The 14564-nt window shown below is 66.0% G+C and carries 13 protein-coding genes and 1 tRNA gene; 6 read left to right on the top strand and 8 right to left on the bottom strand.

Features of this window, described 5'->3' with window-relative positions; translation table 11 throughout:
• Positions 1-88: 88 nt before the first annotated feature.
• From PV761_RS13465 to PV761_RS13455, 3 genes are read left to right on the top strand one after another with little or no spacing between them, the layout of a single operon-like run.
• On the top strand, positions 89-877 hold the full coding sequence (locus PV761_RS13465) for an alpha/beta fold hydrolase (protein WP_347897423.1): 789 nt from the start codon (positions 89-91) through the stop codon (positions 875-877).
• Positions 874-1671, top strand: coding sequence for an alpha/beta fold hydrolase (locus PV761_RS13460; RefSeq protein WP_347897421.1), 798 nt, complete (start codon positions 874-876; stop codon positions 1669-1671). The genes PV761_RS13465 and PV761_RS13460 overlap by 4 nt, the downstream gene beginning before the upstream one ends.
• Positions 1668-2222 (top strand): hypothetical protein, encoded by a 555-nt coding sequence (locus PV761_RS13455; protein WP_028271715.1) that lies wholly within the window; start codon positions 1668-1670, stop codon positions 2220-2222. The genes PV761_RS13460 and PV761_RS13455 overlap by 4 nt, the downstream gene beginning before the upstream one ends.
• Before the next feature lie 30 nt (positions 2223-2252).
• On the opposite strand, the gene PV761_RS13450 is transcribed toward PV761_RS13455, so the two are convergent.
• Positions 2253-3344 carry an ROK family glucokinase gene (locus PV761_RS13450; protein WP_347897419.1) on the bottom strand — a complete coding sequence of 364 codons (1092 nt, stop codon included), beginning with the start codon at positions 3342-3344 and terminating at the stop codon, positions 2253-2255.
• A 215-nt stretch (positions 3345-3559) separates the two neighbouring features.
• Here PV761_RS13450 and PV761_RS13445 point away from each other — a divergent pair, with 215 nt between their 5' ends.
• Entirely contained in the window at positions 3560-5398 is a 1839-nt protein-coding gene (locus PV761_RS13445; protein ID WP_028271713.1) for an AMP-dependent synthetase/ligase, read from the top strand.
• A 72-nt stretch (positions 5399-5470) separates the two neighbouring features.
• Here PV761_RS13445 and PV761_RS13440 read toward each other — a convergent pair whose 3' ends face one another.
• Positions 5471-8866, bottom strand: coding sequence for a pyruvate carboxylase (locus tag PV761_RS13440; RefSeq protein ID WP_347897416.1), 3396 nt, complete (start codon positions 8864-8866; stop codon positions 5471-5473).
• A gap of 307 nt (positions 8867-9173) precedes the next feature.
• Between PV761_RS13440 and PV761_RS13435 the strand changes: the two genes are divergently transcribed.
• Positions 9174-10010, top strand: coding sequence for a ParA family protein (locus PV761_RS13435; protein ID WP_347897414.1), 837 nt, complete (start codon positions 9174-9176; stop codon positions 10008-10010).
• Between the two features lie 127 nt (positions 10011-10137).
• Here PV761_RS13435 and PV761_RS13430 read toward each other — a convergent pair whose 3' ends face one another.
• The 5 genes from PV761_RS13430 to gcvH form a co-directional block, all read right to left on the bottom strand.
• The gene (locus PV761_RS13430) at positions 10138-10734 is read right to left on the bottom strand and encodes a MerR family transcriptional regulator (RefSeq protein ID WP_028271710.1); all 597 of its coding nucleotides are present in this window, start codon (positions 10732-10734) and stop codon (positions 10138-10140) included.
• A 240-nt stretch (positions 10735-10974) separates the two neighbouring features.
• Entirely contained in the window at positions 10975-11478 is a 504-nt protein-coding gene (locus tag PV761_RS13425) for a bifunctional nuclease family protein (RefSeq protein ID WP_028271709.1), read from the bottom strand.
• Complete coding sequence (locus PV761_RS13420) at positions 11478-12194, bottom strand: MerR family transcriptional regulator (RefSeq protein WP_347897486.1); 717 nt, start codon at positions 12192-12194, stop codon at positions 11478-11480. Before PV761_RS13420 ends, PV761_RS13425 begins: the two co-directional genes overlap by 1 nt.
• 23 nt (positions 12195-12217) lie before the next feature.
• Positions 12218-12694 (bottom strand): FHA domain-containing protein, encoded by a 477-nt coding sequence (locus PV761_RS13415; RefSeq protein ID WP_028271707.1) that lies wholly within the window; start codon positions 12692-12694, stop codon positions 12218-12220.
• A 135-nt stretch (positions 12695-12829) separates the two neighbouring features.
• Complete coding sequence (gene gcvH, locus PV761_RS13410; RefSeq protein ID WP_028271706.1) at positions 12830-13216, bottom strand: glycine cleavage system protein GcvH; 387 nt, start codon at positions 13214-13216, stop codon at positions 12830-12832.
• 147 nt (positions 13217-13363) lie between these two features.
• On the opposite strand from gcvH, the gene PV761_RS13405 reads away from it, so the two are divergent.
• Positions 13364-14248 carry a DNA-formamidopyrimidine glycosylase family protein gene (locus PV761_RS13405; RefSeq protein ID WP_347897411.1) on the top strand — a complete coding sequence of 295 codons (885 nt, stop codon included), beginning with the start codon at positions 13364-13366 and terminating at the stop codon, positions 14246-14248.
• A 101-nt stretch (positions 14249-14349) separates the two neighbouring features.
• On the opposite strand, the gene PV761_RS13400 is transcribed toward PV761_RS13405, so the two are convergent.
• A tRNA-Pro gene (locus tag PV761_RS13400) sits at positions 14350-14426 on the bottom strand.
• Positions 14427-14564 lie beyond the last annotated feature (138 nt).

Genomic DNA, 14564 nt, shown 5'->3' with positions numbered 1-14564 from the left:
TCTGGCCGCCCCTTCGTCGGGCCCGGCCAGGACTTCAATGCAACCCTACTCTAGTGAGATTTGTGGTGAATGGTGACACGATGGGCACATGAGAGAAAGCAGCAAACCGACTGTGCCTGCCGCTTTCAGCTACCCCGGCCACGGAAGCAATGCCCGGATCGGCGTCGCCATTTGCCACGGCTTCACGGGAAGTCCCCTCAGCGTCATGCCGTGGGCCCTGCACCTGGCGGAGCAGGGGTTCGCCGTTTCCGTCCCGCTCCTGCCCGGGCACGGGACTGACTGGCGCGAGCTGGCCCGCTCGGGCTGGCGGGACTGGGCCGGTGCCTTCGAAGCCGCCTATCTTGAGCTCGCCGGCCGGACTGACACCTGCTACGTCGCCGGGCTGTCCATGGGCGGCGCAGTCGCCCTGCGCACGGCGTCCCGCCATCGCGTTGCCGGTGTGGCCGTGGTCAATCCCGGGCTCAGCTTCTACGACCGAAGAGTCCGTATTATCGGCATCCTGAAGTACTTCCAACAGACCACGCTGCCGATTGTGGAAGCCAACCCCACCGCGGCCACCACTGAGGACGGCGACTATTCGCAGACGCCACTGGCCGCCGTCCACCAGCTGAAGAAGCTGTTTGCCGCCGCCCGCCGTGGACTGCCCCGCGTCACGGCGCCGGTTTTGGTTTTCAAATCGGACACCGACGACGTTGTGCCGCCGTCGTCCCTTGAGCTGATCAGGCGGCGGCTGGGGTCGGCCTCGCTTCGCGTGGTGCCGCTGCCCAACAGCGGCCACGTGGCCACCCTGGACAACGATGCCCCCGTGATCTTCCGGAATTCGTCCGCCTTCTTCCATGAGCACGCGCAGCACCACGTACCCTCGGAGACATCATGAGCATCGCCGCCGACCACAGCCCCCTGAGTTCCCCCTTTACCGGAGACGGCCCGTCGATCGGCGTTGCCGTGTCCCACGGCTTCACCGGAAGCCCGCACGGTGTGCGGGCCTGGGCCCAGTCACTGGCGGACGCCGGCTTTGCGGTGCGGATGCCGCTGCTGCCGGGGCACGGGACCAGCTGGCAGGAACTTGCCAGGACCCGCTGGCAGCAGTGGTATTCCGCCTACGACGCGGCGTACCTGGAGCTTGAGGCCGAATGCGACCATGTGTTCACGGCCGGCCTGTCCATGGGCGGGGCACTCGCCCTGAGGGTGGCAGCGCAGCGTCCGGTGGCGGGTGCCATCGTGGTCAATCCGGGCCTGGTCATTGATGATCCCCGGGCGCCGCTGGCCGGTGTCCTGAAGCTGGTCCTGAAAAGCACTCCAGCCATCGCGAACGACATCCTCAAGCCGAACACGGACGAGGGCGCCTACCCGCGGACACCCGTGGCGGCGGCGCACGAACTGAACAAACTGTTCAGGGACACGCGGCGGCTGCTGCCGCGGATCACTGCACCGGTCCGGGTGTTCCGTTCCACGGTGGACCACGTCGTGTCGGATTCGAGCATCGTGGCGCTGCGCCGCGGCCTCACCCATGCCACGCTCCAGCTGAGCGCCCTGGGCAACAGCTACCACGTGGCCACCCTGGACAACGATGCCGCAGAGATTTTCAGCGGGACCGCGGAATTTATCCGCGCCGTGGTTCCGGGAAACCTGGACCCGTCCCCCGCTAGCCGTGAAGGACATGGCCGATGACCCGATCCGACTCCAATTCCTCAGACCAGAGCGCGAACCAGGACGACGCCGTATGGCTCGACCTGGTGGCCCGGCTCGAGGGCAGCGACACTCCGGCCGCTGACGGCACCGGTGACGCCGTCGAGGGCAGCCAGCCAGCCAAACGGCCCTTCCGCGACTTCGATCCGCTGGGCCTGTCCGGAGCCGCGCCGACGGAGCCCTCTGCGTCTGAACGCCAGGCCGCCGTCCGCGAGCCGCAGCTGGGGGCGGACCACGGAAGCACAGCTGAGACGGAGGCAACCGGTGGGCCGCGGGATTACGACGCCGATGACGATGAACCGTTCGTACCTGAGGAACCGCCGAGCCTGGCCGGCACGGATCCCCTGACCATGCTCGCCTGGCTGGGTGCCGTGGGCGGTCCCGTCGCCCTGGTGCTGGCCGCCATGTTCTGGCGGTCGGCGCCGCTCATGGCCATTTTGGGAATCGTCGCCGCATTCGTCGTCTCCGTGATCTACCTGATCATGCAGCTGCCGCAGGAAAAGGACGAGCACGACGACGGCGCGCGGGTTTAGTGCCCCGCGCTTAGCCCGCTGATCGCCCGGTTAGCCGTGCATCCGGCTGCTGACCCGTGACAGGTCCGCGGCGCCGATCAGCCCGGCGTTGGGGCCCAGGGCGGCCAGGGCGATTTCCGCCGCCGGGCGGAACCCGCGCCCGGTCAGGTTCCGGGCAAAAGCCTTGCGTGCCGGTGCCACCAGCAGCTCGCCGGCATCGCACAGGCCTCCGCCGATCACGAACTTCCCGGGGTCCAGCGCGGCAGCCAGGTTGGCCAGCCCCAGTCCCAGCCACTCCCCGACGTCTTCCAGGAGCTCCCTGGACGTCGGATCGCCCGCCTTGGCCAGTTCCGTCACAATGACGCCGGTGATCCGGTCAACCTGTCCGTCCACGGCTTTGAGGAGTTCCTGCGCGACGGGTGAATTGGCGGCGGCCAGCTCGCGGGCTTCACGGCCCAGGGCGTTTCCGGAGGCATACTGCTCCCAGCAGCCGCGGTTTCCGCATTCGCACCGGTGGCCTCCGGGCATGATGATCTGGTGGCCGAATTCGCCGGCAACGCCGAAGCGTCCGCGTTCCACCCGGCCGTCCATCACCATGGCGCCGCCGATCCCGGTGCCGAGGGTGATGCAGACGAGCCTGTTTTGTCCCTGCCCGGCGCCAAAGCGCCATTCGGCCCAGGCCGCGGCGTCGGCGTCGTTGGTCAGCAGGACCGGCCGTCGCAGCAGGCGCTGGAGGTTGTCCCGCAGCGGTTCGTTGCGCCAGGCGAGGTGGGGGCTGAACAGCACTGTCCCGCCGTCGAGGTCCATCCAGCCGGCGGCGCCGATTCCCACCGACCAGATGCGGTGGCCCTGGCTTAGCTCTTCGACCAGTTCCACAATCACTTGTTCCACTGCCCGGGGGTCGTTCCCGGGCGTCGAGCGCCTGGCCTGGCTGAGTATCCTGCCGTCGGCGTCGACTACGCCTGCAGCGACCTTGGTGCCGCCGATGTCCACACCGATTGCCAGCCCCTTGCGCCCCAGCCGGAGATGCTCGCGAAAGCCCTGGCTTGCGGCCAGCGCGTCCTGCCCGGCGGGCTTCCGGCGCCGCCAGGAGGCAGTCCGTCGGTAGGGTCTGGGCAGGTCGCCGGGTGTTGGTGTGTGCATGGTTCCCCATTCTATTGCCCGGGCCCTGTTTTCCCGCGTGGCCGGGCGCTGCGTGAAGCGGCTCCGGACACGGCTCGCGGCGGGCCGGATTGGCGGGTTTCCGGCCGTTAACCGTAAAGTTACTCGCCAGTAGGTGAAACAGGACACACCTCCGCAACGGGCGTACTAGTGTTAGCAGTACCCCCTGCGGGTCTATGGATAACAAAGGAGCTATCGTGCGCGAATTCAGTGTTCCGCCCTTGGTGAATGTACCCCCCGAAACCAACATCACCGACCTGGTGCTGCGGCAGGCCGCCAAGGCCTCGAACCCGTCCCTGTATTCGCGGCTCGATGCCGCCGGGCAGTGGCAGGACATCACTGCCACCGATTTCGTCGCCGACGTCCGCGTCCTGGCCAAGGGACTCATGGCCAGCGGAGTGGCGGCGGGCGACCGCGTGGGCATCATGTCCCGCACGCGGTACGAGTGGGCCCTGGTGGACTTCGCCATCTGGTTCGCCGGCGGCATCTCGGTTCCCATCTACGAAACGTCGTCACCCAGCCAGGTTGCCTGGAACCTGGGCGACTCGGGTGCCGTGGCCGCGTTCGGCGAATCCGCGCACCATGAGGACATCATCCGGCAGGCCGCCACCTCGGAAGGACTCTCTTCCCTCGCCCACGTCTGGCAGCTCGAGGGCGCCGGGCTGGACGAACTCCGCGCCGCAGGAACCGCCGTCAGCGATGAGGACCTGGAAGCCCGCCGCAGCCTTGCCTCGCTCGCCGACGTCGCAACGATCATCTACACCTCCGGCACCACCGGCAGGCCCAAGGGCTGCGAACTGACACACGGCAACTTCGTGGAGCTGTCCGAAAACGCCCTGGCCACGTCGCTGTCCGGCATCGTCCACGAGCAGGCACGGACCATCATGTTCCTGCCGCTGGCCCATGTGTTCGCCCGGTTCATCTCCGTCCTGGCCGTAGCCGCCGGCGTCACCGTCGCGCACACCCCGGACATCAAGCACCTCCTGCCGGACCTGCAAAGCTACAAGCCCACTTTCATCCTGGCCGTGCCGCGGGTGTTCGAAAAGGTCTACAACTCCGCCCTGACGAAGGCTGAGGACGGCGGCAAGGGCGCCATCTTCCACAAGGCTTCCGACACCGCCATCGCCTACTCGAGGGCACGGCAGGCCGGCTCCATCGGCCTCGGCCTCAAGCTCCGCCACGCACTCTTCGACAAGCTCGTCTACAGCAAACTGCGTGCGGCCATGGGCGGCCAGGTTGCCCACGCCGTCTCCGGCGGCGGCCCGCTGGGCGAACGCCTGGGTCACTTCTTCCAGGGCATCGGCATGCAGATCCTCGAAGGCTACGGCCTGACCGAGACCACCGCGCCCATCACGGTCAACACCCCGTCGCTGATCAGGATCGGCACCGTGGGCGCTCCCCTGCCGGGCAATGCGGTGAAGATCGCCGACGACGGCGAGATCCTCGCCAAGGGCGTCTGCGTGATGCGCGGCTACTACAAGCGCGAGGACCTCGCAGCCGACACGTTCGTGGACGGCTGGTTCCGCACCGGCGACATCGGACAAATGGACGCTGACGGCTTCCTGACCATCACGGGCCGCAAGAAGGAAATCATCGTGACGGCCAGCGGAAAGAACGTCGTCCCCGCCCTGCTGGAGGACCAGATCCGGGCCGATGCCCTGGTCTCCCAGGTGCTCGTGGTGGGCGACAACATGCCGTTCATCGGAGCCCTGGTGACCCTCGACGAGGAAGCCCTGCCGGGATGGCTGCACCGGCACGGGCTGCCGACCACCACGTCCCTTGCCGAGGCGGCGGAACATCCCGTGGTCAAGGCGGCCGTGCAGGACCTCATCACCCGCGCCAACCAGTCGGTATCCCAGGCGGAAGCCATCAAGTCATTCCGGATTGTGCCGTCCGACTTCACCGAGGCATCCGGCCATCTGACGCCTTCGATGAAGGTCAAGCGGGCCCAGGTGATGAAGGACTTCGAGTCGGTCATCGGGGAAATGTACGCTGCACCGAGGCCGGCCCGCGCCGAGCCGTCCGGCCAGCACTAGCCCAAGGCAGCACTAGCCCGGACAACACAAAAGGGGCCTCCCGGCGGGAGGCCCCTTTTGTGTGTGCGTGGGTTACTCGACGACGAGCAGCAGGTCTCCGCCCTGGACCTGTTCCACGGCGCCGACCGCGAGGCGTCCAACGATGCCCGCCACCGGCGTCGTGATGGAAGCTTCCATCTTCATGGCCTCGATCGTGGCAACGGTGTCGCCGGCATTGACGGCGTCGCCCACCTTGACCGTGAGCGTCACCGCTCCGGCGAACGGTGCGGCGACGTGCCCCGGCTGGCTGGCGTCGGCCTTTTCAGCTGCCTTGACATTGCTGACCACGGAACGGTCGCGGACCACCACTGGCCTGGACTGGCCGTTGAGCGTGCACATGACAGTGCGCATGCCCTTCTCGTCCGGCTCCGACACGGCTTCGAGGGAGGCGATCAGGCGGACGCCCTTCTCGAGCTCGATCTCGTGCTCCGCTCCGCGCTGGAGCCCGAAGAGGTAGTCGCGGGTGTCCAGGACGGACAGGTTGCCGTAGGTCTCCACGCTCTTCAGGTAGTCCTTGGTGGGGCCTTCGAAGAGCAGGCGGTTGAGGGTCTGCTGGCGGGTCTTGGAATCACTCTTCAGGGCGGCGCTGTCCTCTGCGCTGAGCTCGGCATCGCGCACCTTGATGCTCCGGCCCTGGAGGGCTTTGGTGCGGAACGGCTCCGGCCAGCCTCCGGGAGGATCACCCAGTTCGCCGGACAGGAACCCGATGACGGAATCGGGGATGTCGTAGCTCTGCGGGTTTTCGTTGAAGTCCGCGGGATCGGCATTGAGGCCGACGAGGTGCAGGGCCAGGTCGCCCACCACCTTCGAGGACGGAGTGACCTTCACAAGGCGGCCCAGGATGCGGTCTGCCGCCGTGTACATGTCCTCGATGGCTTCGAAGCGTTCGCCGAGGCCCAGGGCCATGGCCTGCTGACGCAGGTTGGAGAGCTGGCCGCCCGGAATCTCGTGCTGGTAGACACGGCCGGTGGGACCCGGCAGGCCCGACTCGAACGGAGCGTAGACCCGCCGCACTGCCTCCCAGTAGGGTTCCAGCGAGCTGACCTCGGCCAGGCCCAGGCCGGTATCGCGGGGCGTGTGGGCCAGGGCGGCAACCAGGGCGGATGCCGAGGGCTGGCTGGTGGTTCCGGCCAGTGACGCCGAGGCGACGTCCACCGCATCCACCCCGGCATCCACTGCCGCCAGGAGCGTGGCCAGCTGGCCGCCTGCGGTGTCGTGGGTGTGCAGGTGGACCGGAAGGTCGAAGCGTTCACGCAGAGCCGCCACAAGCTTCGCAGCGGCCGCGGGACGCAACAGCCCTGCCATGTCCTTGATGGCGAGGATGTGGGCGCCGGCGTCGACGATTTTCTGCGCCAGCTCCAGGTAGTAGTCCAGCGTGTACAGCTTTTCGTCGGGGTTGAGCATGTCGCCGGTGTAGCAGAGGGCAACTTCAGCGACGGCGGTGCCGGTGGCGCGGACGGCGCGGATGGCCGGAGCCATCTGGTTGACGTCGTTGAGGGCGTCGAAGATCCGGAAGATGTCGATGCCGGTTGCCGCAGCCTCGTTGACGAATGCCTCGGTGACTTCCTCGGGGTACGGGGTGTAGCCCACGGTGTTGCGGCCCCGGAGCAGCATCTGCAAACAGATGTTGGGCAGTGCCTTGCGCAGCGCGGCAAGCCTGTCCCAGGGGTCCTCGCCGAGGAACCGCAGGGCGACGTCGTACGTGGCACCGCCCCAGGCTTCCACGGACAGCAGTTCGGGAAGCAGCGCGGATACGGCAGGGCCGGCTGCCACCAGGTCGCGGGTGCGGACCCGGGTGGCCAGCAGCGACTGGTGGGCGTCACGGAATGTGGTGTCGGTGACGGCGACGGCGTTCTGATCGCGCAGTGCCTTGGCGAAGGCCTCGGGACCCAGCTCGAGCAGGCGCTGGCGTGAACCCTTGGGGGCGGGGGTGTCCCCCACTGCGGGGAGCTTGGCCGCGGGGTTCGAGTGGACCGTCAGTTCGCCGTTGGGCTTGTTGACGGTGACCTCTGCCAGCCAGGTCAGCAGCTTGGTGCCGCGGTCCGCCGAGACGCGGGCCTTGAGCAGCTCGGGGCGCTGGTCAATGAAGTTGGTGGCAACATCGCCGGCGATGAAGTCCGCGTCGTCCAGGACGGCCTGCAGGAAGGAGATGTTGGTGGAGACGCCGCGGATGCGGAATTCCGCCAGGGCCCGCCGGGCACGGGCGACGGCTGCGGGGTAGTCACGGCCGCGGCAGGTCAGCTTGACCAGCATGGAGTCGAAGTGCGGGCTGATCTCGGCACCCGAGTAGACGGTGCCGCCGTCGAGCCGTACACCGGCGCCACCGGCGGAACGGTAACCGGTGATCTTTCCGACGTCGGGGCGGAAGCCGTTGGCCGGATCCTCGGTGGTGATGCGGCACTGCAGTGCGGCGCCCTTGAGCTGGACGGTTTCCTGCGACAGGCCAAGGTCAGCGAGCGTTTCGCCGGACGCAATGCGCAGCTGCGCCTGGACCAGGTCCACGTCGGTGACTTCCTCGGTGACCGTGTGCTCCACCTGGATGCGCGGGTTCATCTCGATGAACACGTGCTGGCCGGCGCGTTCGCCGACGGTGTCCACGAGGAATTCCACCGTGCCTGCGTTGACGTAGTTGAGCGCCTTGGCGAACTTCACGGCATCCCGGTAGAGCGCCTGGCGGATGCCCTCATCCAGGTTCGGGGCCGGAGCGATTTCCACGACCTTCTGGTGGCGGCGCTGGATGGAGCAGTCGCGCTCGAACAGGTGCATGATGTTGCCCTCGGCATCGGCCAGGATCTGGACCTCGATGTGGCGGGGGCGGAGAACGGCCTGCTCCAGGAACATGGTGGGGTCGCCGAACGCGGCGTCAGCCTCGCGCATGGCAGCCTGCAGCGCTTCCGGGAGAGCCTCACGGGTGTCCACACGGCGCATGCCGCGGCCTCCACCGCCGGCAACGGCCTTGGCGAAAATGGGGAAGCCGATGACGTCTGCGGCGGCGATCAGTTCATCCAGGTCCTTGGAGGGCTGGCTCGACTTGAGGACGGGAACACCGGCGGCGCGTGCGGCTTCGAGGGCAGCCACCTTGTTTCCGGCCAGTTCAAGGACCTCGGCCGGCGGACCAACAAAGGTGATGCCGGCCTCTTTGGCGGCCCGGGCCAGACGCGGGTTTTCCGACAGGAAGCCGTACCCGGGGTAAATGGCGTCGGCGCCGGCCTCCTTGGCCACGCGAACCACTTCGTCCACATCGAGATACGCCCGGACAGGGTGGCCCTCTTCGCCGATCAGGTACGCTTCATCAGCCTTCTGGCGGTGGATGGAGTTACGGTCCTCATTGGGGAACACGGCGACAGTCTTGGCACCCAGCTCGTAGCCGGCACGGAAGGCGCGGATCGCGATTTCGCCGCGGTTAGCCACCAGAATCTTGGAAAACATACTTCTCCTGCATCATCGCGGGTGTATCGGTAAGTGGTCACAGTGTGTAAGACGGGCGCGGGGAAACACAAATCATTGTGTCGACCATCACAGAATTATCCGTCATGCAGGCCGGTTTAGGCAGGCCAATCCGGCAACCGGTGTCCTCAGGCGCGTGGGATGCGCCGCACAGCCGCCCGATGAAACGGGATTCGACACCTCGGCAACATATGATGAGTCGGGGGCGCTTACGCGCGCCCTCCGCTCCGGGGAGCCGGAGCCGGCACTACCCCAACACGGCAACCGGCGTTAGGTATTGGTTTTTCAAGTGCAAGTAGTCAGCATCAGCAGCCTCAAAGGCGGGGTCGGCAAAACTTCCGTCACCACCGGATTGGCATCTGCGGCCCTGGCCGCCGGCATCCCCACCCTTGTGGTGGACCTTGATCCGCACGCGGATGCCAGCACGGCACTGGGCGTCCAGCCGGATGACCAGCTGGACATCGGCAGGATGCTCAAGAGTCCCCGCCGCGCCCGCCTGTCGGAAAACGTCGTCACCAGCAGCTGGGTGGCCCGGGAAAACTATAACGGTGCCCGGCCCGCCGTCCTGGACGTCGCTGTGGGCTCCGCTTATACGGGAATCTACGATCGCCCGGATCTGGGCCGCCGGGACCTGCGCAGGCTTTCGGCAGTCCTCGCCGGCACGGACAAGTACCAGCTGATCCTGGTTGACTGCCCGCCGTCGCTGAACGGGCTGACCCGGATGGCATGGTCCGCCAGCGACAAAGTGGCCCTCGTCGCCGAACCGGGCCTGTTCTCCGTGGCCGGCACGGAGCGCACCATGCGCGCCATCCAGCTGTTCCGCCAGGAGTTCGCCCCGAACCTCTCCCCCGCCGGCATTATTGCGAACCGCGTCCGCTCAGGTTCGTCCGAGCACGCCTTCCGGCTCACGGAGATGCACTCGATGTTCGGTGAACTGTTGCTGACCCCGCACATTCCGGAGCAGGCAAACTGGCAGCAGATCCAGGGTGCGGCGCATTCCGTGCACCACTGGCCGGGGGATTCCGCAAAGAACGCGGCCAGCCTCTTCAACACGCTCCTCGACAACCTCCTGGCCTCCAACGGCGCGGATTCGGCCGCAGCCCTCCGGGAACGCAGCCTCCGCTAGCGGGTCAGCGGCGTCGAAGCACGCACGGCCTGAACACACGGCTGAATGAGAATGGCCGCCTTCCCGAGGGAAGGCGGCCATTCTCTTTGGCTCTGATCGTTAAGGTACGGATCGATACGGTACGGGCTCAGCCGGTCTTCCGGGCTGCCCGGCGCTTGCTGAGCTCGTCATCCGGAAAGGACTGCTCGACGACGTGTTCGCTGGGAAGAGCCGCGAGGCTGCCTTCCACTTCGCGCCACACCCGGCCGACCGCGATCCCGAAGACGCCCTGGCCGCCCTGCACCAGATCTATGACCTCATCCGCGGACGTGCACTCGTAGACGCTCGCGCCGTCGCTCATAAGAGTGATCTGGGCGAGGTCCTCAACGCCGCGTTCCCGCAAATGCTCCACGGCGGAACGGATCTGCTGCAGTGATACTCCGGTGTCCAGCAGCCGCTTGACCACTTTCAGCACCAGGATGTCACGGAAACCGTAGAGCCGCTGCGAGCCGGAACCGGCGGCGCCCCGCACGGCAGGCTCAACGAGGCCCGTGCGTGCCCAGTAGTCGAGCTGGCGGTAGGTGATGCCCGCGGCCTTGCAGGCGGTGGGTCCGCGGTAGCCCGCGTCTTCGTCGAGGACGGGAAGGTCCTCCGTGAAGAGGAGGCCCTGGGCGCCGCTCGCAGGCAGGGCTACGCCAGCCGTTGACGCCTGCTTTAGCTCGCCCGCTTCGCCTTTCGGACTCACGTGGATCCTCCTCGTCGTATGCTCCCCTAGGGAAGTCGCAGCAACAGCGAACACAGATCTGAAATTCATCCGTGTAATTCAGCCGGGGCTGCACATTCCAGTGTGACTTGCGCGGCTGTTGTATGCAATGGGAACTTGATACTTCGACGTTAGGCCCGACGCGCCCCAAGGTCAAAGATGCTGGCCCCATTTCGGGGGCGTGTCGAAAGTTTCATCCTCAACTTTAACCTTAACGTGATCTCAGCCGTCGAAATCTTCCGGCTCCACGTCGTCCAGGAACTCCCGGAAGCGCCGCAGTTCGCGTTCCTCGTCCACGGTGGGACCCGGCTCTGTGTCTTCGCCTTCATCGTGCTCGGTGATCCGGACCCCGGCCTCGTCCATCACCGAATCGGCGCACCAGATACGGCACTTGGCCCGCAGCGCCAGGGCAAGGGCGTCCGAAGCCCTGGAGCTGACGGTGGTGCCGTTTTCAAACTGCAGCTGTCCGTAGAAGATGTTGTCTTCGACGGCGACGATGTTCACGCTGACGATGGAGTGGCCCAGCGTTTCGACGACGTCGATCAGGAGGTCGTGCGTCATGGGCCGCGGCGGGACCACACCCTGCTGGGCCAGGGCGATGGCGCTGGCTTCCGGGGTGCCAATCCAGATGGGCACGTGCCGTTCACCGTGGATTTCCCGCAGGAGCACCAGCGGCTGGTTGGACGGCAGTTCGATCCTCACACCCACGATCTCGACTTCAATCATCAGATATCCATTCGCGATATACGGTCCTGCACCAGGGCGCGGTGCAGCGTCAGGCAGAGATCACTTATTTCCCGGGCCGCTTCGGCGGCACGGGCGTGGGATGCAGCGTCCTTGCGGGAGGTCAGCGGCGCGACGGCCCGCTCCACCAGCCCGAACTCCCGCTCCGCGGCGGCCTGGAAGGGACGCAGGTGGCGAGGTTCGAGGCCGTAGCTTTCCAGCTGGACGCATGCGCGGGCCACCTGCAGGGCGTGTTCATCGAACTTGCCGTTGACGTGGCCGATGAGGCCGAATTCGAGGAGGGAGCGCAGCAGCGGCACGCTGGCTCCGGACTCGGCCCGAAGTTGATCCTCGCTCAGCCTGCGAACCTTGTTCTGGAGTTCGCTGGCGAGCTCGTCCGAGACGATTCGCGGGGAGACCGTGACGCCGGGCGGAAGGTTCTCGGGGCGTTCGCCGCGGTCGATGGCGTCGAGGTAGTCCTTGATGACCTTCAGCGGAAGGTACTGGTCGCGCTGGAGTGCCAGCACGAATCGGAGCCGCTCAACATCCGTGTCCGCATACTGCCGGTAGCCGGCGGGAGTGCGTTGCGGGTTGATCAGGCCTTTTTCCTCCAGGAACCTGATTTTGGACGCAGTCATCCCGGGAAAGTCGTCGCTCAGCTGCGCGAGTACTTCCCCGATGTTCAGGACCTGGGGTCCGCGCCGTTCCGGTTGTGCCAGTGCCACAGGCAGCTACCCCGGGATCAGACGTTGCCTGCTGCGCGGGCAGGGCTGAGGTAGAAAGTGAGACGGAACTTGCCGATCTGGACCTCATTACCGGACTTGAGTTCGACGCTGTCCACGCGGTCGTGATTGACGTAGGTTCCGTTGAGGCTGCCCGTATCAACCACTTCGAAGCTCCGCGCTGTCCGGCGGAATTCGACATGGCGGCGGGATACCGTGACGTCGTCCAGGAAGATGTCCGCATCCGGGTGCCTGCCGGCGGTGGTGACGTCGGAGTCCAGCAGGAACCGCGCACCGGTGTTGGGGCCGCTGTGGGCCACCAGGAGCGCCGAACCGAACGGAAGGGCTTCAACGGCCACCCGCTCTTCCGGAGCGAGCTTGCGCGCGATGGTCGGCTCGTCACGGATTGGCGTGAGGTGGATCGAGGTGGTCTCCGAAGCTTTCACTCCGCCCGTGCCGTAATCATCACCGCTGTGGCTATTTTCGTGACCAACCATGGAGTCCTCCTTTTCCGTTGCAGATGTCCCCCTGCAAACAACGCGTGCCCTCCGGAAAAGCCTGGCAGATCCGGTACTACGGCGTGTCGTCCGGCTGTCAATCCCTCAACAGCCGGACCTCCAAGCCGGTTATCTTTAGCCTACCTGTTGTTCGTACTCCGATGCACTGAGCAGGGACTCCACTGCATCAGCCTCTGCGAGCTTGACCTCAATCAGCCAGCCTTCACCATAGGGATCGCTGTTAATGAGCGCCGAATCGGTGTCCAGGGCTTCGTTCCTGGCGACGACTTCGCCGCTGACCGGGGCGTAGATGTCACTGACGCTCTTGGTGGACTCAACCTCGCCCACGACCTCGTTTGCCGTCACCTTGGTGCCGACTTCAGGCATCTGCGCGTACACAACGTCGCCCAGTGCGTCCTGGGCAAAATCGGTGATGCCTACCCGCACCACGCCGTCGGCGTTGGGGGCGGTCACCCACTCGTGTTCGGCAGTGTAGGACAGGTCTTCGGGAATGTTGCTCATCAGGGGCCTTTCATCGGGTCAACCAGGAATGTTGGTCAATCAGCAATGTCAACGGAGGTCTGCAGAACAAGCCGCCGCTGAAAGTATATGCATACCAACATCCCCCGCAGGGAGTACCGTGTCGGACCCTTGTGGCACAGTAGTGACATGCCAGAACTTCCCGAAGTGGCCGGGCTGAGCGCTTTCCTGGGCGCCCGGCTTCGCGGAGCCGTGCTGACGAAAATCCAGGTGGTGTCGTTTGCAGTCCTCAAGACCGCAGACCCGCCGTATACGGCGATGGAGGGGCGCACCATCTCCGGCGTGCAGCGCCGTGGAAAGTTCATCATCCTGGATGCAGACGGGATCTTCCTTGCGTTCCATCTGGCCAAGGCCGGCTGGCTGCGGTACACGGAATCGCCGTCGAACGCCGTGCTGGCGCGCGGCAAGGGATATATCGCGGCGAGGCTGGAGTTCGTCAGGCCGGACCCCGGCGGCGGCGATACCCATCTCGGCATCGACCTGACCGAGGCAGGCACCAAAAAGAGCCTTGCCCTGTATGTGGTCAGGGATCCGGAAGCGATTCCCGGCATCGCCACCCTGGGCCCCGATCCGCTGGACGCCTCGTTCAGCCTGGACATTTTCGCCGAAATTCTTGCCTCAAGCACCCAGCAGATTAAGGGACTGTTACGGAATCAGGGGGTGATCGCCGGCATCGGCAACGCGTACAGCGACGAAATCCTGCACGCGGCCCGGATCTCCCCCTTCGCCATCGCAAAGTCCCTGGACCCGGAGGCCGTCCGCGTCCTCTACGACTCCATCCACAGCGTTCTGGTCGGGGCCGTCACCGAGGCCGTGGGCAAGCCGCCGAACGAACTGAAGGACGCCAAGCGGAGCACCATGCGCGTCCACGGCCGGACGGGCCAGGAGTGCCCCGTCTGCGGGGACACGGTCCGGGAAGTGTCATTTGCCGACCGGGCGCTGCAGTACTGCGCCACCTGCCAGACCGGCGGCAAGATCCTTGCGGACCGGCGCACGTCACGCTTCCTGAAATAGCGGCCGGCAAAAAACCCGGCGGCAAAAACGAGCCGGGCCTGCACATAGAAAAACCGCCCCGCGTCCGGGATATTTCCCGGATACGGAGCGGTTGTTCATGCTGGTCGGGCTGACAGGATTTGAACCTGCGACCCCTTGACCCCCAGTCAAGTGCGCTACCAAGCTGCGCTACAGCCCGTTAGTTCCGCCGTTCTCCGCCTCGGTTGTCCTCCTGGGTTACCCCGGGATTTTTACCTCAGCAGTCCGGCCGAACCACCTCCAAAAGCTTACACGATTCCGGAGGGTGCAAGTGACACTTTGCGGGTGTCACCGGCGA

Source organism: Arthrobacter sp. CC3 (assembly GCF_039907775.1).
In the GTDB taxonomy this organism is placed as follows: domain Bacteria; phylum Actinomycetota; class Actinomycetes; order Actinomycetales; family Micrococcaceae; genus Arthrobacter.
This window is presented reverse-complemented; position numbering and strand designations above follow the sequence as displayed.

Coding starts and splice junctions, on each gene's coding strand:
- PV761_RS13465 (WP_347897423.1), top strand. CDS start 89: ATGAGAGAAAGCAGCAAACCGACTGTGCCTGCCGCTTTCAGCTACCCC.
- PV761_RS13460 (WP_347897421.1), top strand. CDS start 874: ATGAGCATCGCCGCCGACCACAGCCCCCTGAGTTCCCCCTTTACCGGA.
- PV761_RS13455 (WP_028271715.1), top strand. CDS start 1,668: ATGACCCGATCCGACTCCAATTCCTCAGACCAGAGCGCGAACCAGGAC.
- PV761_RS13450 (WP_347897419.1), bottom strand. CDS start 3,344: ATGCACACACCAACACCCGGCGACCTGCCCAGACCCTACCGACGGACT.
- PV761_RS13440 (WP_347897416.1), bottom strand. CDS start 8,866: ATGTTTTCCAAGATTCTGGTGGCTAACCGCGGCGAAATCGCGATCCGC.
- PV761_RS13425 (WP_028271709.1), bottom strand. CDS start 11,478: ATGATTGAAGTCGAGATCGTGGGTGTGAGGATCGAACTGCCGTCCAAC.
- PV761_RS13415 (WP_028271707.1), bottom strand. CDS start 12,694: ATGGTTGGTCACGAAAATAGCCACAGCGGTGATGATTACGGCACGGGC.
- gcvH (WP_028271706.1), bottom strand. CDS start 13,216: ATGAGCAACATTCCCGAAGACCTGTCCTACACTGCCGAACACGAGTGG.
- PV761_RS13405 (WP_347897411.1), top strand. CDS start 13,364: ATGCCAGAACTTCCCGAAGTGGCCGGGCTGAGCGCTTTCCTGGGCGCC.